We start from the raw sequence: 21995 nt of genomic DNA, 5'->3' as shown, positions 1-21995 counted from the left end.
GGGACTGTGTTGGCCTCAGAAGCGGTGTCGATATCGGTGTTCATGGCAGCATCCTTTCGACGGCGTCGGTGAAGACCTTGGGCGAGGCCAATTGCATCTCGCGGCTGCTCATGTCGACTGCGACCTGCACTGAGCTGGCGCGGGTCAGGCGTTCGCCGGTGTGCAGGTCGCTGATCAGGTAATTGATCTTCAAGCGGTTTTCCCACTCCACCAGACTGGCGCGCACGTTGAGCGTCTGGCCGAACACCGCACCGCGCACGTAGCGCAGTTGCAGGTCGATCACCGGCCAGGCAAAACCCGACTCAACCATCGCGGTGTAGTTGTGGCCGAGCTTGTCCAGCAGCGCACACCGGGCGACTTCCAGGTATTTGACGTAATGGCCGTGCCACACGACGTGCATGGTGTCGACGTCGAAGAACGGCACGAGGATTTCCGTATCGGCGTGAAGCACTCCCTTGCTACGCATGCAGCCTCCAGTGTTGCTCGGCGATTCGTTTCAGGCACAGGCGCAGTTCGCTTTCCAGGGCGCGGTCTTCGATGACCGGCGGGAAGTCCTTGGCCAGTTCTTCGTGCATGGCCGCGAGTGATGGCGGCAGTGGTCGCGCATCTTCGGCCTGACTGCGCAGCCAGACGCCTTGATTGGCGGCCAGCAGGGTCGCGGCGGCGACCTGTTCGGTCAGCTCCAGCACACGGACTGCATCGCGAGCGGCGATGGTGCCCATGCTGACTTTGTCCTGGTTGTGGCATTCGGTGGAGCGTGAAAACACGCTGGCCGGCATCGTATTTTTCAGCGCTTCGGCGGTCCAGGCACTGGTGCCAATCTGCACAGCCTTGAAGCCGTGGTTGAGCATCGCCCGGTCAGCGCTGGCGCCGGACAGGTTGCTCGGCAAACCGTGGTTGTAACGTTCGTCCACCAGCAAGGCGAGTTGGCGGTCGAGCAAGTCGGCGACGTTGGCGACGAGGGTTTTCAGGCTGTCCATGGCGAACGCGATATGCCCGCCGTAGAAGTGCCCGCCGTGCAGCACGCGTTCGGCTTCGGCGTCGATGATCGGGTTGTCGTTGGCGCTGTTGAGCTCGATTTCGATGAACGAGCGCAGCCAGTTCAGGCTGTCGGCCAACACGCCGAGCACGTGGGGTGCGCAACGCAGGGAATAGCGATCTTGCAGGCGATGCAGCGGCGCGGTCGGCGCGTCGATGGCCAGATCCTTGCGCAGCCACGCGGCGACTTGCATCTGCCCCGGATGCGGCTTGGTGGCGAATAGGCGTTCGTCGAAATGCTCCGGGTTGCCTTGCAATGCCACCACGTTCAACGCGGTGATACGGGTGGCCAGTTGCAGCAGGTAATCGGCGCGGGCGAAGGCCAGGCACGCGATGCCAGTCATCACGGCGGTGCCGTTCATCAGCGCCAGGGCTTCTTTGGGGCGCAACACCAGCGGCGTCCAGCCGAGTTCGCGATGCACGTCGGCGGCGTCCCGGCGTTCGCCACGGAACATCACTTCGCGCTCGCCGGACAGGGTCGCGGCGACGTAGGACAGCGGGGTCAAATCACCGCTGGCGCCCACCGAGCCTTCTTCCGGAATCAGCGGCAGGATGTCGTGTTCAAGGAAGGCTTGCAGGCGTTCCAGCAACTCCACGCGCACCCCGGACACGCCGTGGCAAAGCGACTGCAAACGCGCCGCGAGGACTGCGCGGGTGGCTTGGGCGTCGAGCAGTTTGCCCAGGCCGCAACCGTGAAAGGTGTACAGATGACGCGGCAAGGCTTCGACGTGATGCAGCGGCACGGCGACCACGCAGGAATCGCCGTAACCGGTGGTCACGCCATAGATCACGCCTTCCTTGTCCAGCAGGGAGTCGAGGAATCGCGCGCCCTTGGCGATGCGCTCGCGATAATCAGGGTCGCCCTGCAACCGGGTCGGCGCCTGACGGTTGGCCAGGGCCAGCACGTCTTCGATGCGCAAAGGGAGTTCGCCGAAGGTTACCGGCTCAAGCGTTGGCGTCGTCATCGGTCTTCCAGAAAGGGTAAAAGTTGAACCATTGTTGTGGCGCTTCAAGGCAATAGTGACCCAAGCGTTCGGCGTAGCGGGAAGCCCACTGATGAATGACCTGTTCGCGGTCGCTGCGCTTCCACGTCACGGCCTCGGCGAAGGGTTCGAGGGTCAGTCGATAATCACCGGTCGGCTTCTTCAGGCACAGCATCAGGTTGACCTGGCATTTGAGCAGACCGGCGAGCAGCCACGGGCCTTGGGGGAATGCCGCCGGGTGGCCGAGGAAGTCCACGGTCACACTGCGCCCGCCATGCAGCGGCACGCGGTCGCCGGCAATCGCCAGCCACTCGCCGCGCTCCAGGCGTTCATGCAGTTGCAGCATGATCACCGGGTCCAGTTCGCTGACCTGAATCAGCCGCAGATTGCTCGCCCCGGCCTCGCCGAGCAGACGGTTGAACTGCTCGGCGTGCTTGGTGTGCACCAGCACGTTCATCGTGACCTTCTCGCCGATCTCCGCCAGCGCGCGGCAGACTTCGAGGTTGCCCAAATGCGCGCCCACCAGCATCTGCCCACGGGTGCCGCGCAGTTGCGTGCGCAGCAGCGCCGGGTCGACGATTTCGATTTGTTCGATGCGCAGTTTGCCGTTCCACACATCGAGCTTGTCGAGCATGGAATCGGCGAAGGCCATGAACTGTCCGAAGACGCGCCAGTGGGTCGGGCGCAGTTCCGGGCGAGCGCTAAAATCGGCGAGGCGTTGCTGGTATTGCCAGGCGCTTTTGCGGGCGCTGCGGCCGAACAGGAAGAAGTACAAAACGATGCCGTACAGCAACGGGCTCAACAGCCGCCGGCCCAGCACTTTGGCGCAGAGGGCGGTGAATTTCATCAGCCAGAAGCTGCCGCGTTCCTCGCGGTCGGCCCAGTGTTTTTTGTCGGTGTTCACGGTCATGCTCGCCACCGCCGCCAGAGGATGACCGGAGCGCGCAGCAACATGCCGAAGAACAGCCGGGTGTGCATGCTCGAAATCAACACGTTGTCGTGGAACAGGCGAAAGTGCGAGACGCCGTCCAGCGGGTAATGAACCCTGGTTTGCAGCCACTGCATCGGCAGATTGCGCCAGGCCAGGCGCACCAGAATGTCCGAATCGAAATCCATGCGCTTGCCGATTTTCGCCGAGCTGATCAGCGCCAGGGTCGGCGGCAACGGATAGACGCGGAAGCCGCACATCGAGTCGCGAATCTGCAACGACAGGGTGTTGATCCACACCATCACGTGGGTCAGGTAGCGCGCATACAAACGGCCCTTGGGCACGCTGGCGTCGTACAGCGGATAGCCGCAGATCACCGCTTCGGGGTGGGCGTGGGACGCTTCGATGAAGGTCGCGACGTCGGACAGGTCGTGCTGGCCGTCGGCGTCCACCTGCAAGGCGTGGCTGAAACCCAGGCGTGCGGCTTCACGAAAACCGGTCATCACCGCACCGCCCTTGCCTTGATTGACGGTGAGGCGGATCAGGTAGGTGTGGTCCCGGTGTGCCAGTTGATCGAGCACTTTGGCGCAGGACGGAGCGCTGGCGTCGTCCACCAGGATGCACGGCAAGCCTTGGGCGAGCAGGGCGTCGACCACCGTGGTAATCGCGGTTTCGTGGTTGTAGACCGGGATGATGGCGCAGGGGTTATGCATGGTTGCGTACACCTGAGGCACTGAGGCGTCTGCTTCGCGAGCAAGCCCGCTCCCACATTGGATCTGTGTGGGAGCGGGCCTGCTCGCGAATGAGTGCGCAGCACTCTCCAAACTCAGGCATGCGCCACCTCCAGCACAATCCGCCCACTGGAGCAGGTGGCGGTGTCGTTGCGGAAGGTGAAGTACAACTTGCTGCGCTCCGGGTCGAAGCGCAGGTGCAGTTGGATTTCGTCCCCCGGACGCACCAGTTGCTGGAATTTCAACACTTCCATGCCGGCGAAGGTGCTCGGCAGGTCCATCAATTGCTGGCCGAGGCTCAGCGCCCAATCTACTTGCACCACGCCGGGCAGTACCGGCGCCTGGGGGAAGTGGCCGCTGAAATAAGCGAGGTCCGGCGGCACGGCCAGTTGCAGGCTCCATTCGCCATCGGTTTGTGTCTGTTCCAGCACGTCCGGGCCCTTGGGGCGCGGCGCGAGCAGCAGCGCTTCGACGTCGGCCTGGGGCAGTTTGCCCTGGGCGTTCAGCGGCAGTTGGCGCAGCAGGCGCCAGCGTCGTGGCAGGGCCAGGGCTTCGCAATGCTGGCTCAGGTGCTGACGCAGTTCCTGGGTGAGGGTGCGCCGCCCCTGATTGCGCAGGGCATGCAGCCCTTGTTGGCTGAGCACCAAAAGCGCCCCCAGGGAGGCGCGGTTTTCCTGAACCACGCCGAGGCGCGCTTCGGCGACCCAGTCGTGGGCCATCAGTGCCTGTTCCAGCATCGGTAGCGAGATACGTTTTTCTTCCAGTTTGACGATGCGGTCCAGCCGTCCCAGTAACTCGAAACGGCCATCGGCGGCGATCCGTGCGGCGTCAGCGGTGTGTTCGATGTGGCCGGCAGGCAAGTAGGGCGAGGCGATAAGCAGCGCGCCGTCGTTGTCCTGGCTCAGCAGCACATCGGTGAATGGCTGCCACAGCGTTTGCCCCTGGCGCCAGGCAATGCCGCCGGTTTCCGAGCTGCCGAGGATTTCCGTCGGCCATTGCTTCAGGCGTTCGAACAGGCTTTGGGCTGCTTCGGCGGGCAGGGCACCGCCGGAGGAAAATACCCGGCGCACCGCGCTCAAGGCTGGCCAGTCGAGGTTATCGCCCATGCGCTTGAGCAGCGCCGGGCTGGCGACCCAGGCAAACGCCGGATGTTCGCGGCTGGCGCGCTGCAAGTCTTCCGGGAAGGCCAGTTGCTTGCGCACGAACGACCGCCCGGCACACAACGGCCAGAGCACGCGGAACAGCAAACCGTAAATGTGCTGGGTGGCGACGCTACCGATGATGCAGGCCCGGCCCAGGTCGGCGCCCCACAACTGCTCCAGCGCTTGGACTTCATTGGCCAGTTGCCGCAAGGTTTTGTCGATACGCTTGGGTTCGCCGCTGGAACCGGAGGTGCACAGGCTCAACTGACAGCGATCCAGATCCAGCGCGGCAGCGGACATCGGCTCATGCTGATAATCGGCAAGGTGGGCGTCGTCGGCCTGATCGGTCAGCCACAGGTCGACTTCATTCAACCAGCGCTGGCGGGTCTGGGCTTGCAGATCGGCGGGCAGCAACACGCTGACCCCGGCGCGCCAGGCGCCCAGCAGTGCAATCGCCAGCTCGGCGGCGTCTTCAAGGTGCACGGCAATGCGCCGCACACCCTGGGCTTGCAGGCCGGCGGCAAGGCTCAGGGCCTGTGCGCACAATTGCCCGTGATTCAACGCCGGTTCGGCCGTCACGGCACGTTCCGGCTGAGCCTTGAGCAGCAGTTGCTCAAGTGATATCCAATTCATGGGTGGCCTCGTACCCGTTGTCGTATAAGCCATTCAATGGCAAACATCAGGCCGATCAACCCGTAGGAGATCAGGCCGGTGTACAACATCCACCAACTCAGCGGCGCCCAAAGGGTCAGCGCGGCGGCGCACAAACCGTTGCAGAGAAAAAACACACTCCAGGCCACCGTGACCTGGCGGGTATACACGATGGCCTTGGCCGGCAGTTGCGGTTCACGCAAACGGGCCAGCCGTTCGGCCATCGGCGGGCCGTATTTCAGGCTCAGCCCGAACAGCGCCAGCATGAAGCCGTTGATCAGCACCGGATACCAGCGCAGCAGTTCAGGGCTGTCGAACACTGCCAGCAGCAGGCAAAAAATGATGGCGATGATGGCCATCCACAGGCTGCCGGGCCGCCGCACACCGCTCAGCGCCCGAGCCAGCCACAGGCTGCCCAGCAGCAGACCGAACTGCCACGGGGCGAAGTGCTCCATGCCGAAATACACCGCGAAGGGGTACAGCAGGCCCGCCAGCAGCAGGCCGAGGCCGATCAGTCGGCTCATGCGGCCGGTTGAACCAGACGGTAGACCGCCTCGACCACGTCGCTGACGGTGCGCACCGATTTGAATTCTTCGGCGGCGATTTTCTTGCCGGTCTGGCGCTTGATGTGGTCAATCAGGTCGACGGCGTCAATGCTGTCGATCTCCAGATCCTGGTACAGGTTGGATTCGAGGCTGATGCGCTCGGGGTCCAGCTCGAAGAGTTCGACCAGGGCATCGCGCAGGGTGTTGAAGATATCGTCACGAGTTTGCATGGTCCGGTCTCAAGCTGCCTGTTTTGCAGTGACGAACGCCGCAAGGCTCGCCACGTTGGAGAAGTGATTACGCGTGTGCTTGGCGTCGGCATCGATCTTGATCCCGTACTTTTTCTGGATCGCCAGGCCAAGTTCCAGGGCGTCGACCGAATCCAGCCCCAGGCCTTCGCCAAACAGGGTCTGGTCGTCGCCGATGTCGTCGACGCTGATGTCTTCGAGGCCCAGGGCATCGATGATCAGCAGTTTGATATCACGGTGTAGATCGCTCATCTTCGGCGAGCTCCTTAATAAAGTAGTGATGCAAGTAATCGTTGAGCTTGCGCGAAGCCTGGGGGGCTGGCCCCAGCGCAGCGAAGGCCTGTGGGTCTATATCGGCCCCCACACGGAAACTGAAGTGCACGCGGCGTTTTGGGATGCGATACCAGGGCTCGGCCTTGGTCAAAGTGCTCGGGCTGACTTTGATAACCACCGGGGTGAGGATTTTCGCACCGCGCAGGGCAATGGCCGCGCCACCCCGATGAAAGGCCGGCGGCTGGCCAGGCTGGGTGCGGGTGCCTTCGGGGAAAATGATCAGGGTCTGGCCGCTTTTCAGGGCGTCGGCGGCGGCGTCGAGCATGTCCATGCTGCCGTCGTTGCTGATGTATTCGGTGCGGCGCAGCGGGCCACGAGTGAAAGGGTTGTCCCAGAGACTCTGTTTGACCACGCAGTTGCTGTGGCGCACCAGGCCGATCAAAAACACCACATCGATCAGCGACGGGTGATTGGCGATGATCATCTGCCCCGGACGCCCGAGTTTTTCCGCGCCCTGGATGTCGTAGGTCAGCACGCCGGTGCGGGCCATGAAGCGGACAAAAAACCAGAAACAGCGGCTGACGATTTTCCGTGCTCGCAGCCGATGGGCCAGGGCATCGCCGGGCAGGCAGCCCAGTAGCGGGAAAACCAGCAGACGCAGGCACAGCCCGCCCAACCCGAACAGGGTGAAGCTCGCGGCGGTGGCCAGCAGGCGCCAGTAGTAGGCGTCGCGGTTTTTATCGATTACGGGTTGCGTTGCCAGGTCCATACACGATTTTTCCAGGCATGTTGGCAGGTTGTTTGCTGGCCGAGCAGGGTACGCAAGAGATTCAGGGCATGGGGCCAGTGAGCTTTGGACAATCCGTCGGGGTTGCTGTTCAGGGACAGCTGCCAGTCATTCCCGGGGGTGAGCAGCAGACCGACCGCGTAAGGGAAGGGCACATCGTCGATCCAGGTCGAATAGGCTTCAGGCGGTTGTTCTTCAGTGACCACCAGCAACACGGCGGGCGCGCCTTCCGAAAGCAGCGCCGCAACCTCAAGCATGCCGTGTTCAAGCCCATCGCCAGCGGCGGCGAGAGCAGTCATTTCGCTGGTTTCGCCGCGCATGATCGACCACAAGCCGATAATCGCGTTATGTACCGAGAGGCTGAATTGGGTCGGGGACAACGGCTGATCCGCCGCCAGGTCGCTGAGAATATCGAAGGTGCGCGGGGTTTCGCCGTGCCGGGAAATAAAGACCAACGGTAGGTCCTGCCGACCATCGGCCAACGGCCAGCCGACACTGAAGGCCATCCGCGCCAGGCGGCTGAGTCGTCTGCGCTGCATGGCCGGCAGAAACGATACGTCGGGGGCGGCATCGCTGCACGGGAGCACGACCGGTTGTCGGCTCCAGGCCTGCCAATCGTCCACGCTTTCGAGCCCAGGGGCCCATGCGCGCCATTGGGCGATGTTGAAGTTGATCACAAAGATTCATCCCGCCCCTGCGGGCTTTCCTTGACGTGGTCAGACGCTAAAACAGCGCCCGACCGTACGTGGCGCTTAACGCCGAGTGGCGCGCATTATCCCGGTGCGACGGGCGTGTAGCAAATACTGGTTACACTTTGCGCAAACGAATGTACCGTTTGGTCCGCGAAAAAGCTGTCGTATGGCCATTATCCACATCGGCGCGGGCCAGTCTGTCGGTTCTGTCTGCGATCACCGCGTGAGTTCGCCGCTTTTTTCATCAGGAGAATGCACCTGACTGTGTAGTCCCCATGCCTGCGAGGTAGCTAAGCGACGCCGTGGACTACTACACTCGGTCATTCTTTGATACACGGAGGTTTTGACATGCGGCGCGTGGTGTTCAATCAGAAGGGCGGTGTGGGTAAGTCCAGCATCGCCTGCAATCTGGCAGCGGTCAGTGCCAGCGAGGGCTATCGCACCCTGTTGGTGGATCTTGATGCCCAGGCCAACTCCACTCAGTACCTCACCGGCCTGACCGGCAATGACATCCCCATGGGGATCGCCGATTTCTTCAAGCAGACCCTGTCGTCCGGGCCGTTCTCGAAGAAAAACCAGGTGGATATCTACGAAACCCCGTTCGAGAACCTCCACGTCATTACCGCCACCGCTGAGCTGGCCGACTTGCAGCCCAAGCTTGAGGCGAAACACAAGTTCAACAAGCTGCGCAAATTGCTCGACGAGCTGAGCGAAGACTACGACCGGATCTACCTCGACACTCCGCCAGCGCTGAACTTCTATGCGGTATCAGCATTGATCGCCGCTGATCGTGTGCTGATCCCGTTCGACTGCGACAGTTTCTCTCGTCAGGCGCTATACGGTTTGCTGGCGGAAATCGAAGAATTGAAGGAAGACCACAACGAAGGCCTGGAAGTCGAAGGCATCGTGGTCAACCAGTTCCAGGCCCGGGCGAGCCTGCCTCAGCAAATCCTCGACGAACTGATCGCCGAAGGTTTGCCGGTGTTGCCGGTGTACCTGGGCAGCTCGGTGCGCATGCGAGAGTCGCATCAGGCGAATACGCCGCTGATCCACCTTGATCCGCGACACAAACTGACCCAGCAGTTTGTCGAGCTGCACAACCTGCTGGAAAACGCCTGATTCCCGCAGGCAACACCGAACCCCTGTGGGAGCGGGCTTGCTCGCGAAAGCGGTGTATCAGTCAATGTTGATGTCGACTGACACTGCGCTTTCGCGAGCGAGCCCGCTCCCACATTTTTGATTCGGGGTGGCTTCAGATTCCCTGGCTACGCAACCAACTCATCAACTGCGGCAACGGGAACGCCCCGCTCTGGCGCGCCACTTCCCGGCCGTTCTTGAACAGAATCAGACTCGGAATCGAACGAATCCCCAACTGCGCCGACAACTGCTGATTCGCCTCACTATCGAGCTTGGCCAGCCGACACTTGCCCGCCAACTGCCCCGCCGCCTGTTCGAACACCGGCGCAAACGACTTGCACGGCCCACACCACTCCGCCCACACATCCACCAGCAACGGCAAATCGCCCTTGATCTGACTGGCGTAATCACCTTGCTTCAATTCGAACGGCTTACTCAGCAGCACCTCAGCCTTGCAGCGGCCGCATTTCGGATGGTCGCTCAGGCGCTCGGCGGGGATACGGTTGAGGCCGTTGCAGTGGGGGCAGGGGATGAGTAATGAGTCGGACATGGCGCGCTCCATAAGAGTGAGTAATCAATGCAACTGATTTGGAGTTGCGCTTCTTGTTTATCAAGCAGTAGGTCCAAGGCGGGAATGCTGCGTGTCGCAAATACTCACATTTTCCTGGCGATCGACGGGCAATCGATGGCTACGCTGGAAGCAACTTCAACCTTTATCGTTCTTGATTTGAGGAATTCGCGTTGCTTTCATCTGCGTGCTACTTTTGTTGCACTTGTCGAGGCATCGACATCCCACACCTTTCGGATTGGAGTGATCTCATGTCCGTGACTTCCAAAATACGCCGCCAGGGCGGTGCCGCCGTTATTACGCTCCCGCCAACCTTGCTGAAATTGCTGCATCTTGAAGTCGGTTCTCAGTTGGAGCTCAACGTGGTCGATGGCGAGTTGATTGCTCGCCCGGTTGTGCAAATAACCCGCAAGCGTTACAGCCTTGATGAATTGCTTCAGGGGTCAGAAGAACTGGCCGAGTTGAACGAACAGACAGCATGGGCTCGCGATGGTGATCCTGTTGGCCGGGAGTTGGGTTAATGGTTCGTCGGCAGGCCCCGCAGCGGGGCGATGTCTTTTGGATTGACCCGAACCCGGTGGCCGGGAGAGAAATGATGAACCGCCATCGTTTTGTTGTGATCACACCAAGGGAAATCAATGCGCTGGGCGTGAGCATGACCGTGCCCGTGACCAGCGGCGGGAGTTTTAGTCGAAACTCTGGTTTGGCGGTGGTCGTTACCGGTCACGAAACAAACGGTGTAGCTGTGTGTAACCAAGTGCGCAGTTTTGATATTGAGCAACGTGTTCGAGACGGCTCAGCCAAGTTTATTGAACGCCTTGATGACGTAACGATGGCAGACATCGTTGCCCGCGTCGTCAGTGCTATTGATCCACTGGATTGATCGGCCATCACGACGAACAACTAATCTCCAGATGCTTGCCCCACTCCGGAGGCCGCTCGGCGTAACTCTCCATTCCCGCCTGTTCCACAAACGGATTGCTCAGCACCGTGTGCAGGCGGCGGACTTCGGCATAGTCGCCACTCTCCGCCGCATCGATCGCTTTCTGCGCCAAGTAATTGCGCAGGATGTAAAGGGGATTAACCGCGTGCATCCGAACCCGGCGTTGCTCCTGATCAAGCGAGCCTTCACGCGAAACCCGAGCAACGTAGAGCTCACCCCATGCATCAAAGCCCTTGATATCGACAAAGTCATCGCGCAATCGGGCGACGGCCAACTCGGGTGATTCATCTCCGAGGCGGCGGAAGAACAACGTGTAATCAACGCCGCTGTTCTGCATCAGTTGCAGCAAACGCTCCAGCAGTTTCTGGTCGTCGTCTTCGGCGGTGGTCAGGCCGAGGCGGCGGCGCATCAGGTCGAGGTAGTGGGCCTGGTACAGCGGCAGGTACAGGCCGAGGGTTTCGCGCAGGGCTTCGACGCTGATAAATGGCGTCAGGGCCTGGGCCAGGGCGCTGAGGTTCCACTGGCCGATCGGCACCTGATTGCTGAAGGAGTAGCGGCCCTGATCGTCGGAGTGGTTGCAGATGAAGTTGGCGTCGAAGTCATCGAGGAAGGCGAACGGGCCGAAGTCGAAGGTGATGCCCAGGATCGACATGTTGTCGGTGTTCATCACCCCGTGGCAGAAGCCATAGGCCTGCCACTTGGCGATCAGCTCGGCGTTGCGCTCAACGATCTCGCGGAACATCGCCAGGTACGGTTCCGGTTGTTCCAGGCATTCGGGGAAGTGCATGGCCAGCACGTGCTCGCCGAGTTCTTTTTGCTGTTCGGGGCGCTTGGTGTAGTAGAAATATTCGAAATGGCCGAAGCGCACATGGCTCGGTGACAGGCGCAGGACCATGGCCGCCCGTTCCTGTTTCTCGCGCCACACCGGCGTGTCGGAGCCGATCACGCACAGGGCGCGAGTGGTCGGGATGTTCAGGGCATTGAGCGCTTCGGAGGCGAGAAACTCACGGATCGAGGAACGCAGTACCGCCCGTCCGTCGCCCATCCGTGAGTAAGGCGTCTGGCCGGCGCCCTTGAGGTGCAAGTCCCAGTGTTCGCCGGCCTCGTTGTAGACCTCGCCCAGCAACAAGCCGCGACCGTCGCCCAATTGCGGGTTGTAGGAGCCGAACTGATGCCCGGAATAGACCATCGCCCGTGGCTCGGCTTCGGCCCAAAGCTTGTGGCCGCCGAACAGTTCGGCGAACACCGGGGTCTCGGCCACGGCCGGGTCCAGGTCCAACAGCGCCATGGCGGCGGGGCTGGCGACCACCAGTCGCGGATTCGCGATGGGCTCCGGTAGCACGTGGGTTGAGAACGCATCGCCCAGGCGGGCGAAGCGATTGTCGAAGGTCAGTTCGTCGAGGGCTTTCAACGGCCATCTCCAGCAGAATGTCCGAGCATTCTGCTAGGGATAAGGCGGTTAGTCGAGTTTGGTCTCGGGCGGCTCTTGCATCGGGTCGTCGCGCAGGGCTTCGTGGGGCGCTTCGCGGGAGAGGATGGTTTTGTTCTCTTCCTCGACCGGCACCAACTTGTATTCCTGGCCGTGGAGGTTCTTCAGGTACACCTCCATCTGCCGGAACGAGATGTTGATGTGCTGCTTCTTGAACTCATGGTTGATGAAGCGGTTGACCTCATCGAGCACCGGGTTGCGGTCGCCGAGGTCGCGCACATGCATGCGCAACTCGTGGTCGAGGGTGCTTTCGCCGAAGTTCAGGAAGTACACGTGGGGCTCGGGTTCCTTGAGCACTCGCGGGTTTTCCCGGGCCGCTTGCAGCAACAGCGACTTGACCAGGTCCAGGTCCGAACCGTAATCGACGCCGAGCTTGAGGGTTACCCGGGTGATGGTGTCGGTCAGGGACCAGTTGATCAGTTGCCCGGTGATGAACGTCTTGTTCGGGACAATGATGTCCTTGCGGTCGAAGTCGGTGATGGTCGTGGCGCGGATGCGGATCTTGCTCACCGTGCCCGACAGGTTGCCGATGGTGATGGTGTCGCCGATCCGCACCGGGCGTTCGAACAGGATCATGATGCCGGAGATGAAGTTGGCGAAGATCTCCTGCATCCCGAAGCCGAGTCCCACGGACAGCGCCGCCACCAGCCATTGCAACTTGTCCCAGCTCACGCCGAGGGTGGACAGGGTCGAGACGAAACCGACGCCGGCAATCACGTAAGACAGCAGCGTCGTGGTGGCGTAGGCGCTGCCCTGGGCCAGATTCAGCTTGGACAGCACCAGCACTTCCAGCAAACCGGGCAAGTTGCGCGCCAGGGCGAAGGTGATACCGATGATGATCAGCGCGCCGAGCATGTCGCCGATGCTGATCGGCACCATGCTCATGTTGGCGCCGGTGCCGCTGGTGTATTCGTAGAGGGTGACGTTGTCCAGGTACGAGAACACCGAAATCAGGTCCGACCAGACCCAGTACAGCGCCGCGATGAAACCGCCGAGCAAGGCCAGACGGATCAGGCGCAGGGACTGTTCGTTGACCTTCTCGATGTCCAGGGTCGGCTCTTCGATCACCGCTTCGCCATCGCCGGCCTCTTTGGCAGCCTGGCGTTTGGCCAGGGCGCGCTGATAGGCCAGGCGCCGGGCCGCAACGCTGAGACCACGGACGAACGTGGCTTCGATCACCAGCCAGAACATCAGCAGGTACAGGGTGTTGATCAACCGGTCGCTGAGTTTCAGCGCGGTGTAGTAATAGCCGAAGCACACCGCCACGAACAATGCGACGGGCAGGACCGTGAACATGACCCCCACGGCCTTGCGGAACAGCGAAGCGCTTTCATGGGTCGGGCTGCTGATCAGCAGGCGACTGAGCAACCAGGCCATTAAGGCATAACAGGTCAGCACCACCGGCATGCCGAGCACGTCATCCGCCAGTGCCGCCGGTTGCAGTTCAGCGACCGCCACCACCGCCACCAACGCCATGACCACCAATCCGAGACGTCGAACCCAACCTTGCAGGAACTCGACCTGGGGTTTTTCCCAACGGAAATGCAGTTCGGCCACTCCACCCGGCGCGAGAATCCGGTAAGCGGTGTAGAACACCAGCCAGGCCTGGCCCATCTGGATCAGTGCCGCGCCCATGTTGGCGTTCTGCCCGCGGGCGTCGATTTGCAAGGCCAGACCACACAAGGCCAGGCCCAGCGCCACCGGCATCGCCAGCAGGATATTGATCAGGATCGCCTGGGGCGTGTGCCACTGGCTGTCACGCTTGAAGTGGCCGATGTCCTGGTGAACCTTGTTCAGTCGGGCATACAGACTTTTGCGTCGCCACAGCAGGGCGCCGATCAGCAACACCAACGGCAGGAACAGCAGCGGTCGCTGGATCAGACCATCGCTCAGCTCGCTCAGGCTGGACGTCCAGGGCAGGGTGGTGACCTGCCGTTGCAGACGTTCCGGCACGCCGCGCATCCATTCCAGGTCCAGCGGCTTGTTGCTCGGAATCCAGAACATCTGCTCGTCGAGGGTCGCCCGCAGGCTTTGCGCGGTGCTGAGCAATTGTTTCTGATTGAGTTGCAGGGTGATGGATTCGTTGAGCACCGCGCTCAGTTCGCGGTTCAGGCGTTCCAGCAGGTCGGCGCGGGTGTTGGCCAATTCCAGCAGGTTCTTGCGCAACTGCGGGGTGACTTGCTCTGGCGGTTGGGTCGCGAGCAGGTTGTCGACGTACGCGGCCGGGTTGCTGAGCAGTTCCCGTTGCTGGCTGACTTCAAATTGATACAGGCGAATGTCGGCAATCTGGTCCGCGAGGTCGCGGTCGAGCTTTAGGCGCGGCAGGGCCTGTTTCTGTTTATAGAGAATCTTCGACAGCAGCAGGCTGCCCTTGAGTACGTTGATTTGCTCGTCCAGGGCCGAATCGCTCTGGGTCACGCTGTCCAGTTGCTGCTTGGTTTGCAGGTTCTGCTGGGTGACTTCGTTGAGGCGGTCGGTGCTTTTGAGCAGGTAGTCGGAGAGTTTCAGGTTCATCGCGCTTTCAGTGGCCAGCAAGCTGCTGCTGCCGGACTTCTGCGCTTCGATGGACTGTTGGGTCACGGTCTCTTGGGACTGGGCCAGGCGCTTCTGGTTGATCAGGGTTTGCAGCTCCTGGATTTCCTGATCCTGGCGCGCCACTTTTTCCGAGAGCAAGTCGTGCTGGCTGTTGCCCAGATCCTGCAACTGGCTGTTGCCGGCCAATTCCTGGCGGCGCAGCGGGATCAGGGCATTCAGTGCCGCGAGTTCGGCGTTGAGCTGGTCACGCTGTTCGATGCTCAAGGTCTTGCCGTTGTCTTTGCCGGCCTTGAGGATGTTGTTGATCTGCTGGATGCGCGTCTGGCTGCTGGCGATCTCGGCCTGGGCGCGCTCGGGGCGGGTCTGGGCGGTGATGATCAGGCTGTTGGCCTCGGCCAGGGCTTTTTGCAGCTCGCCTTGCTGGGTGGAGCGGTCGGTCAGCATCTGTTCGAGTTGCTGGATCGACGAGTTGGCGTAGCGCTGCTCGATCGGCGCCACTTTGGTGGCCTTGAGCCGGGCCAGCTCACGCTGATTCTCGATGTTCTGCTTGGGCGCGGTGGCCAGTTGCTGCTTCAGATCGATCAGTTTCTGATCGTAATCGCTCTTGTTGGTGAGCTGGGTCAGCGTGTTCTGCAGAATCGATTGCAGGGCTTTCTGGTCAGCTTCCGGCAGTTTGCGCTCGGCAATCCGGTCCAGGCTTCCCTGCACGGCTTCGCTGGACGGCGGTTCGCCGGCTTGCAACGTACCAATGGAGAGACTCAGGCCCAACAGGGCAATGGCGAACAAAGAGCGCAGGGTTGGCATAGAGACCGATCGAGCTAGGTGAAAAGAATGGCAGTTTAGAGGAACAACCCGGGGCCCGGGCGACTTCCTTCGGGGAATCTGACGCCCACTTTGCCGATCTTGTTCCCTTCCATGACCGCGACCGTCCAAATGGTGTTGTTCCACTCCACCTGGTCACCCACGACCGGCGCGCCGCCGACCTTCTGGGCAATGAAACGGGCCAGGGACATGTCCGGATCGATGCCTTCGACTTTCAACCCGTACAGGGCAGCAACCGCGGCCAACTGGGCGTCTCCTTCGAGAACGAAGTCGCCAAAGAACCGCAAATCCAGACCCCGTTGCGGTGCCTGGCTGAACAGCTTTCCAAGGGCTGGGAGGTTGTGTTCATGGCCGATCACGCAAAGCAAATCGTCGACTTCCAGCACCGTACTACCCGACGGATGGAGCAGTTGCTGGCCACGAAACAGTGCCGCGATCCGGGTGCCTTCGGGCATTTTCAGTTCGCGCAGGGGCGAGCCGATGCACCATTTCTCGGCACCGAGGCGATAAACGAACAACTCCCACTCGCTGGTGACATGGACTTCCAGGGCCGAGCGGGAGATCGGTGCCGGCTCCGGCGGAACCGTCACCTTCAACAATTTGGCCACCCACGGCAGGCTCGTGCCCTGCACCAACAACGACACCAACACAATAAAGAACGCGAGGTTGAAGTAGAGCTGGGCATGGGGCAGCCCGGCCATCAGCGGGAACACCGCCAGAATGATCGGCACCGCGCCGCGCAGGCCAACCCAGGAAATAAAGGCCTTTTCGCGACCGTGGAAGGCTTTGAACGGCAGCAGGCCGACCATCACCGACAGCGGCCGTGCGAACAGAATCATCCACAGCGCCAGGCCCAGGGCGGGCAGGGCGATCGGCAGCAGGTCGTGAGGCGTGACCAGCAGGCCCAGCACCAAAAACATGCCGATCTGCGCCAGCCAGGCCATGCCGTCGAGCATATGCAGGATGCCGTGGCGGCTGCGCACCGGGCGGTTGCCGATCACCAGCCCGCACAGGTAAACGGCGAGGAAACCGCTGCCATGCAAGGCGTTGGTCAGGGCGAACACCAGCAGGCCGCCGGCAATTACCAGGATCGGGTACAGGCCGTTGGCCAGGTTGATGCGGTTGACCAGTTGCAGCATGACCCAACCGCCGCCGAGGCCGATCACGCCACCGATGCCGAATTCACGCACCAAGTGGCCGAGCAGGCTCCAGTGCAGGCCGGTCTGGCCGCTGGCGAGCATGTCGATCAGGGTCACGGTGAGGAACACCGCCATCGGGTCGTTGCTGCCGGATTCGATTTCGAGGCTGGCGGTCACCCGCTCGTTCAAGCCCTTGCCGCCCAGCAGCGAGAACACCGCTGCAGCGTCGGTAGAGCCGACGATGGCGCCGATCAGCAGGCCCTGGATGATGTTCAGGTTGAACAGCCACGCGGCGGCCATGCCGGTCAGCCCGGTGGTGATCAACACGCCGACCGTGGCCAGGGACAACGCCGGCCACAACGCCACGCGGAAACTCGCGACCCGGGTGCGCAAGCCGCCATCGAGCAGAATCACCGCCAACGCGAGGTTGCCGACCAGATAGGCCGTGGGGTAGTTATCGAAAATAATGCCGCCGCCATCGACGCCAGCGGCCATGCCCACAGCCAGGATAATCACCAGAATCGGGATACCGAGGCGGGACGAAAGGGAACTGACCAGAATGCTCGCACCTACCAGCAACGCGCCGATCAAGAACAGGCTGTTGATGGTCGTCGCATTCAAAGGCAGTACTCCAAAAAGCTGAAAGGCGGGCACAAACTGACCATGCAGTCTGCGTGCCAGCGATTCTAACCTGTTGAAATGTGATGCTGTCAAAAAGGTTTTGCAGATCAAAAGATCGCAGCCTTCGGCAGCTCCTACATTGGATCAGCGTAAACCTGTAGGAGCTGTCGAGTGAAACGAGGCTGCGATCTTTCCGGCAGTGATGCGATCTTTGTTTAGAGGCTAAACCGCCCAACCATGTTGTTCAGGTCCAGCGCCAGGCGCGACAGCTCACTGCTGGCCGCACTGGTCTGATTCGCCCCGGTCGCCGATTGCACCGACAGATCACGAATGTTAACCAGGTTGCGGTCCACTTCACGGGCCACTTGCGCCTGCTCTTCCGCCGCGCTGGCGATCACCAGGTTGCGCTCGTTGATTTCGACAATCGCACTGTTGATCGTGTCCAGCGATATTCCGGCGCCACGGGCGATGTTCAGCGTCGACTCGGCGCGCTCGGTGCTGTTGCGCATCGAATCCACGGCGTGTTCGGTGCCGCTCTGGATGCTGCCGATCATGCGTTCGATTTCGCTGGTGGACTGCTGGGTCCGATGCGCCAGGGCACGAACCTCATCCGCCACCACCGCAAAACCACGCCCTGCTTCACCGGCACGGGCCGCTTCGATGGCCGCGTTCAGGGCCAGCAGGTTGGTCTGGTCCGCCAGACCGCGAATCACGTCCAGCACCTTGCCGATGTCCCGGGATTCGTTGGCCAGGTCGCCGATCAGCGTCGCGGTGCTCTGCACATCGGCGCTCATGCGTTCGATGGCGCTGACGGTTTCCTGCACCAGGTCACGGCCGTCACCGGCAGAGGTGGTGGCGTTTTTCGAGGCTTCGGAGGTGCTCACCGCGTTGCGGGCGACTTCTTCCACGGCGCTGGTCATTTCGTTGACCGCAGTGGCGGCCTGTTCGATTTCGTTGTTCTGCTGGGTCAGGCCCCGGGCGCTCTCGTCGGTGACGCTGTTCAGCTCTTCAGCGGCGGAGGCCAGTTGCGTGGCCGAGCCGGAAATCCGTTGCAGGGTGTCGCGCAGCTTGTCCTGCATCTTCGACATGGCCAGCAACAGGCGACCGGCTTCGTCTTCGCCATCAACGGTAATCGGACGGGTCAGGTTGCCCTCGGCGATTTCTTCGGCGGCGCTCAAGGCATTGGCGATCGGCTTGGTGATGCTGTTGGTCAGCAGCCAGGCAAACAGCAGGGTCAGGCCGGTGGCGATGACCAGCAGGGTGATGACCAGATTAAAGGATGACGAATACTGGTCGCTCGCGCCTTTGTTGGTATCGGCGACCTGCTGGGTGTTGATCTCCAGCAGCTTCGCGAGGGCATTGTTGACCGCCTCGGAGTTGGCCAGCAGTTCGGTGTTGAGCATCTTGCGCAGGTCATCGATCTGATTGTTGCGCGACAGGCTCTTCATCCGGTCTTCGAGTTGACGATACTGCGCCAGCAACTGCACGTACTGATCATAAGCCGCACGCTCCTGCGGGCCGTCGATCAGCGGTTCGTAGACCCGCTGGGCATCGCGGATCTGCTGGTTGCGCACGTCAAACAGCTCCATGGTCTTCTGCTGCACGTCCGGTTCGCGGTTGATCAGCAAACGGTAGGACAGCACCCGCAGGCGCAGGGTCAGTTGGGTGAACTCGTCCAGGCTCTTGATGCTCGGCACGCTGGCATTGGCGATGTCTTCGCCGGCCGCGCGGATCTTGCTCATCTGGTTCAGGGCGAACACACCCAGGATCAGCATCAAGGCGCCAATCAGCGCAAAACCGAGGAACGCCCGCGGCGCGATATTGATATTTCGAAGGGACATGGTGTTTACCGGGAAAAGCGCATCCGTGCGGGGCTGAGACTGCTGTATGAGTGACTTATCGGTTCTACGACTAAAGTCTTGAGCCCCTGCGCGTATTTGTCGCACACAGACTGCGGCGACGAAGTGCAGGAACCAGATCCGCCAATCACAGTCTTTAAAACTCGCGAGGAACGTCGCCCGCCAGGAAAATCAAGGCCTTGCGCCCCAATAACCCTGGCATCCGTGGTGACTTTTCTTTATCGTACGCGCCCTTTGAAAAAGCTTGGAAAATCAAAATGTTGGAAGCATCCCTGAGTCAATTGGAACAACTGGTCAGCGACCTGGTGCAACAGAACCAGAGCCTGCTCGGCACCAACCAGACCCTGAGCGCCGAACTGGCCCAGGCCAAGGATGAAAACGAAAGCCTGCAACTGAGCCTGATGGAACAGGAAGAGAAACAAGGCGCCACTGCCGCCCGCATCCAGGCCCTGGTTGAGCGCGTCAGCGCCGGCCCTGTCAACGCATGAACCAGGGCGCCGCAGGGGTAAAAGTCGTCTCGATCCTGGGGGAGGACTATTCGATCAAGGCGCCGGCCGGGGAAGAGCAAACCCTGCTGGACGCCGCGATGATGTTGAAGGCAGCCCTGGCCGACACCAAACGCAAATATCCGACGCTGATCGGAGACCGCCTGTTGGTGCTGGCGGCGATGAATCTGTGCTCCCAGCAAATTGAAATGAAAAAGCAGCACCAGCAGGAACTCGACCGTTACCAAGAGCAAGTCAGCGCCACGGTTGAAGTGATCGCCAAGACGATCAATCAGGCCTGAACGGCTTTGCGCACAACCAAAGAATAAATTGTCGTTTGCGTTGTATACAATCGGCACGGCTGTTGCAGTGTTTCAGCCTCTTATTCTTTGGGGGTGCTCCATGCAGTTCTGGCGACGCAGTATTCAATGGCAGTTGATCCTGAGTATGGGCACCGCCCTGCTGGTCAGTATTCTGATCGTGGTTGGCGTTTATACCCTGGTGGTCAACCGCCTCGCCCAGCGCTATCTGGTCGAACAGGCGCTGCCGTCGAGCATCGAAGCGATGCGCAATGACATCGAGCGCATCCTCGTGCAACCCCTCACCGCCGCCAAGGACATCGCCAGCAACAGCATGGTGCGCGACTGGCTGGCCGCGGGTGAAAACAGTGCCCAGACCGACACGTTCGTGAAGTACCTGGAAGGCATCCGCGCCGAGCACAAAGCCTTTACCGCGCTGATCGTTGGCACCGCGTCCAACCACTACCTCACCGAAAAAGGCCTGGACCGGACCCTTAGCCGCTCCAACCCGAAAGACGCCTGGTTCTACTCATTCCTGGACAGCAACCAGCCGCGCACCCTCAATATCGACAATGACACCGCGACCGGAGAATTGGCGCTGTTCATCGACCTCAAGGTCGAGCAGGCCGGCAAAGTCGTGGGCGTTGCCGGTCTGGGGCTGAGCATGAAAGAGCTGTCGGAGCTGATCCACAACTTCAATTTCGGGGAGCGCGGCAAGGTCTATCTCGTGCGTTCCGACGGTTTGATCCAGGTTCATCCCGAGGCGCAATTCAGTGGAAAGCGCACGTTGGCCGAGCAAATCGGCGCCCCGGCGGCGCAGGCAGTCATGGGCCAAAAAACCGCCACCAACAGCGTATTTACCCGCGATGGCGAAGATTTTCTGGCATTGAGCCTGCCGCTACGGGACCTGGGCTGGACCCTGGTGGCCGAAGTGCCCCAGTCGCAGATCTACGCCGAAGCCCGCCGCGCCATGTGGACCAGCAGCGCAATCGGTCTGGCCGTGGCGCTGGTGTGCCTGATGCTGGTGGTGTTGCTGGCCCGTGGGCTGGTGCGGCCGATTCGTCAGGTAACAGCGGCGCTGGTAGCCATCGGTAGCGGTGGTGGAGATTTGACCCACCGGTTAGATTCCAGCCGCGCCGATGAACTGGGCGACCTGGCTCGCGGCTTCAATCGCTTCCTGGAAAGTCAGCGCGACATGATTGGCGAAGTGCTGTCCACCAGCGAGCGTTTGCGTACCGCCGTCGGCCAAGTGGCGAAGGTGGTGGACAACACCGCCGAACGCTCCGGGCGGCAGCAGGAAATGACCGACATGGTGGCCACCGCCGTCCACGAGATGGGCCTGACCGTGCAGGAAATCGCCCAGAATGCCGGCAATGCGGCAGTGGCATCGCAAACTGCCCGCGATGAAGCGCTGCAGGCGCGGGAAGTGGTGGGCGGCTCGATCCGGCATATAGAAAGCATGTCCGACGAAATCGGCGTCGCCGCCACGGCAGTGGGCGAGTTGGCCCATCAAGTGGCGTCCATTGATCAGGTGCTGGCAGTGATTCGTGGGATCTCCGAGCAGACCAACCTGTTGGCGCTGAACGCCGCGATTGAAGCGGCGCGGGCCGGGGACATGGGCCGTGGCTTTGCGGTGGTGGCGGATGAAGTCAGGACGTTGGCGCGGCGTACGCAGTCGTCCACCGATGAGATCCAGCAAATGATCGGCAACCTCAAGCAAGGCGCGGAAAATGCCGTGTCGTCCATGCACTCGGGACAAGCGGCAACGGGTACGGGGGTGGAATCGAGCCAACGCACCGGCACGTCATTGACGGCGATTACCGGGCAGATCGAGCGTATCAGCGACATGAACCATCAAGTGGCGACGGCGACGGAAGAGCAGTCCGCCGTCACCGAAGAGATCAACCGCAACGTGCAGGGGATTTCCGACCTGGCACGGGCGACGGCGGGGGAGGTCAGGGCTTGCCGTGAGGATTGTCAGATGTTGCAGCGGTTGGCGGATGATTTGGCGCGGCAGATGGGAGGGTTCAAGTTGAGCTGATGTGTCGTCAGTGCGGGCCTCTTCGCGAGCAAGCCCGCT

The 21995-nt window shown here is 61.4% G+C and carries 21 protein-coding genes and 1 pseudogene; 6 read left to right on the top strand and 16 right to left on the bottom strand.

Annotated elements, in window-relative coordinates:
- Positions 1-40: 40 nt before the first annotated feature.
- The 10 genes from BK665_RS01465 to BK665_RS01420 form a co-directional block, all read right to left on the bottom strand.
- Positions 41-466: an acyl-CoA thioesterase gene (locus BK665_RS01465; protein WP_123402522.1), complete on the bottom strand. Its 426-nt coding sequence runs from the start codon at positions 464-466 to the stop codon at positions 41-43.
- Positions 459-2003, bottom strand: coding sequence for an HAL/PAL/TAL family ammonia-lyase (locus tag BK665_RS01460; protein WP_123402521.1), 1545 nt, complete (start codon positions 2001-2003; stop codon positions 459-461). The genes BK665_RS01465 and BK665_RS01460 overlap by 8 nt, the downstream gene beginning before the upstream one ends.
- Positions 1984-2931, bottom strand: coding sequence for a lysophospholipid acyltransferase family protein (locus BK665_RS01455; protein WP_123402520.1), 948 nt, complete (start codon positions 2929-2931; stop codon positions 1984-1986). The genes BK665_RS01460 and BK665_RS01455 overlap by 20 nt, the downstream gene beginning before the upstream one ends.
- Entirely contained in the window at positions 2928-3662 is a 735-nt protein-coding gene (locus BK665_RS01450; protein ID WP_123402519.1) for a glycosyltransferase family 2 protein, read from the bottom strand. The genes BK665_RS01455 and BK665_RS01450 overlap by 4 nt, the downstream gene beginning before the upstream one ends.
- 113 nt (positions 3663-3775) lie before the next feature.
- The gene (locus BK665_RS01445) at positions 3776-5455 is read right to left on the bottom strand and encodes an acyl-CoA synthetase family protein (protein ID WP_123402518.1); all 1680 of its coding nucleotides are present in this window, start codon (positions 5453-5455) and stop codon (positions 3776-3778) included.
- Positions 5452-5997: a COG4648 family protein gene (locus BK665_RS01440; protein ID WP_123402517.1), complete on the bottom strand. Its 546-nt coding sequence runs from the start codon at positions 5995-5997 to the stop codon at positions 5452-5454. Before BK665_RS01440 ends, BK665_RS01445 begins: the two co-directional genes overlap by 4 nt.
- Positions 5994-6248 carry an acyl carrier protein gene (locus tag BK665_RS01435; protein ID WP_007936741.1) on the bottom strand — a complete coding sequence of 85 codons (255 nt, stop codon included), beginning with the start codon at positions 6246-6248 and terminating at the stop codon, positions 5994-5996. The genes BK665_RS01440 and BK665_RS01435 overlap by 4 nt, the downstream gene beginning before the upstream one ends.
- A gap of 9 nt (positions 6249-6257) precedes the next feature.
- The gene (locus BK665_RS01430; protein WP_123402516.1) at positions 6258-6518 is read right to left on the bottom strand and encodes a phosphopantetheine-binding protein; all 261 of its coding nucleotides are present in this window, start codon (positions 6516-6518) and stop codon (positions 6258-6260) included.
- Positions 6499-7308, bottom strand: a complete 810-nt coding sequence (locus tag BK665_RS01425; protein WP_123402515.1) for a lysophospholipid acyltransferase family protein — start codon at positions 7306-7308, stop codon at positions 6499-6501. Before BK665_RS01425 ends, BK665_RS01430 begins: the two co-directional genes overlap by 20 nt.
- Complete coding sequence (locus BK665_RS01420; protein ID WP_123402514.1) at positions 7284-8009, bottom strand: beta-ketoacyl synthase chain length factor; 726 nt, start codon at positions 8007-8009, stop codon at positions 7284-7286. Before BK665_RS01420 ends, BK665_RS01425 begins: the two co-directional genes overlap by 25 nt.
- 357 nt (positions 8010-8366) lie before the next feature.
- On the opposite strand from BK665_RS01420, the gene BK665_RS01415 reads away from it, so the two are divergent.
- Positions 8367-9137 (top strand): ParA family protein, encoded by a 771-nt coding sequence (locus BK665_RS01415; RefSeq protein WP_123402513.1) that lies wholly within the window; start codon positions 8367-8369, stop codon positions 9135-9137.
- Between the two features lie 133 nt (positions 9138-9270).
- On the opposite strand, the gene trxC is transcribed toward BK665_RS01415, so the two are convergent.
- Positions 9271-9705: a thioredoxin TrxC gene (gene trxC, locus BK665_RS01405; RefSeq protein WP_054053186.1), complete on the bottom strand. Its 435-nt coding sequence runs from the start codon at positions 9703-9705 to the stop codon at positions 9271-9273.
- A 269-nt stretch (positions 9706-9974) separates the two neighbouring features.
- Between trxC and mazE the strand changes: the two genes are divergently transcribed.
- Together mazE and mazF are read left to right on the top strand one after the other, a co-directional pair.
- The gene (mazE, locus tag BK665_RS01400) at positions 9975-10244 is read left to right on the top strand and encodes a type II toxin-antitoxin system antitoxin MazE (protein WP_123402512.1); all 270 of its coding nucleotides are present in this window, start codon (positions 9975-9977) and stop codon (positions 10242-10244) included.
- Positions 10244-10606 carry a type II toxin-antitoxin system toxin MazF gene (mazF, locus tag BK665_RS01395; protein ID WP_123402511.1) on the top strand — a complete coding sequence of 121 codons (363 nt, stop codon included), beginning with the start codon at positions 10244-10246 and terminating at the stop codon, positions 10604-10606. The genes mazE and mazF overlap by 1 nt, the downstream gene beginning before the upstream one ends.
- A 7-nt stretch (positions 10607-10613) precedes the next feature.
- Here mazF and selO read toward each other — a convergent pair whose 3' ends face one another.
- The 5 genes and pseudogenes from selO to BK665_RS35280 all read right to left on the bottom strand — a co-directional run.
- A complete protein-coding gene (gene selO, locus BK665_RS01390; RefSeq protein WP_123402510.1) occupies positions 10614-12077 on the bottom strand; it encodes a protein adenylyltransferase SelO in 1464 nt (487 codons plus the stop codon).
- A 48-nt stretch (positions 12078-12125) separates the two neighbouring features.
- Entirely contained in the window at positions 12126-15494 is a 3369-nt protein-coding gene (gene mscK / locus BK665_RS01385; RefSeq protein WP_123402509.1) for a mechanosensitive channel MscK, read from the bottom strand.
- Positions 15495-15529: 35 nt separating this feature from the next.
- Positions 15530-17272 carry a potassium/proton antiporter gene (locus tag BK665_RS01380; protein WP_123402508.1) on the bottom strand — a complete coding sequence of 581 codons (1743 nt, stop codon included), beginning with the start codon at positions 17270-17272 and terminating at the stop codon, positions 15530-15532.
- Between the two features lie 215 nt (positions 17273-17487).
- Positions 17488-18351 carry a methyl-accepting chemotaxis protein gene (locus tag BK665_RS35285; protein WP_375538920.1) on the bottom strand — a complete coding sequence of 288 codons (864 nt, stop codon included), beginning with the start codon at positions 18349-18351 and terminating at the stop codon, positions 17488-17490.
- Positions 18343-19113 (bottom strand): annotated as a pseudogene (locus BK665_RS35280) (MCP four helix bundle domain-containing protein); the annotation flags it as partial. The pseudogene BK665_RS35280 and the gene BK665_RS35285, both read right to left, overlap by 9 nt.
- A 275-nt stretch (positions 19114-19388) precedes the next feature.
- On the opposite strand from BK665_RS35280, the gene BK665_RS01370 reads away from it, so the two are divergent.
- The 3 genes from BK665_RS01370 (at position 19389) to BK665_RS01360 (ending at position 21956) form a co-directional block, all read left to right on the top strand.
- Entirely contained in the window at positions 19389-19619 is a 231-nt protein-coding gene (locus BK665_RS01370) for a hypothetical protein (RefSeq protein WP_123402506.1), read from the top strand.
- A complete protein-coding gene (locus tag BK665_RS01365) occupies positions 19616-19918 on the top strand; it encodes a cell division protein ZapA (protein ID WP_123402505.1) in 303 nt (100 codons plus the stop codon). Before BK665_RS01370 ends, BK665_RS01365 begins: the two co-directional genes overlap by 4 nt.
- 100 nt (positions 19919-20018) lie before the next feature.
- Positions 20019-21956 (top strand): methyl-accepting chemotaxis protein, encoded by a 1938-nt coding sequence (locus BK665_RS01360; protein ID WP_123402504.1) that lies wholly within the window; start codon positions 20019-20021, stop codon positions 21954-21956.
- Positions 21957-21995: the final 39 nt, after the last annotated feature.

Origin of the sequence: Pseudomonas frederiksbergensis, from assembly GCF_003732665.1 — a bacterium.
GTDB classification, from domain to species: domain Bacteria; phylum Pseudomonadota; class Gammaproteobacteria; order Pseudomonadales; family Pseudomonadaceae; genus Aquipseudomonas; species Aquipseudomonas frederiksbergensis_G.
The sequence above is the reverse complement of the archived record's forward strand: the minus strand, read 5'-3'. Positions and strand labels throughout refer to the sequence as shown.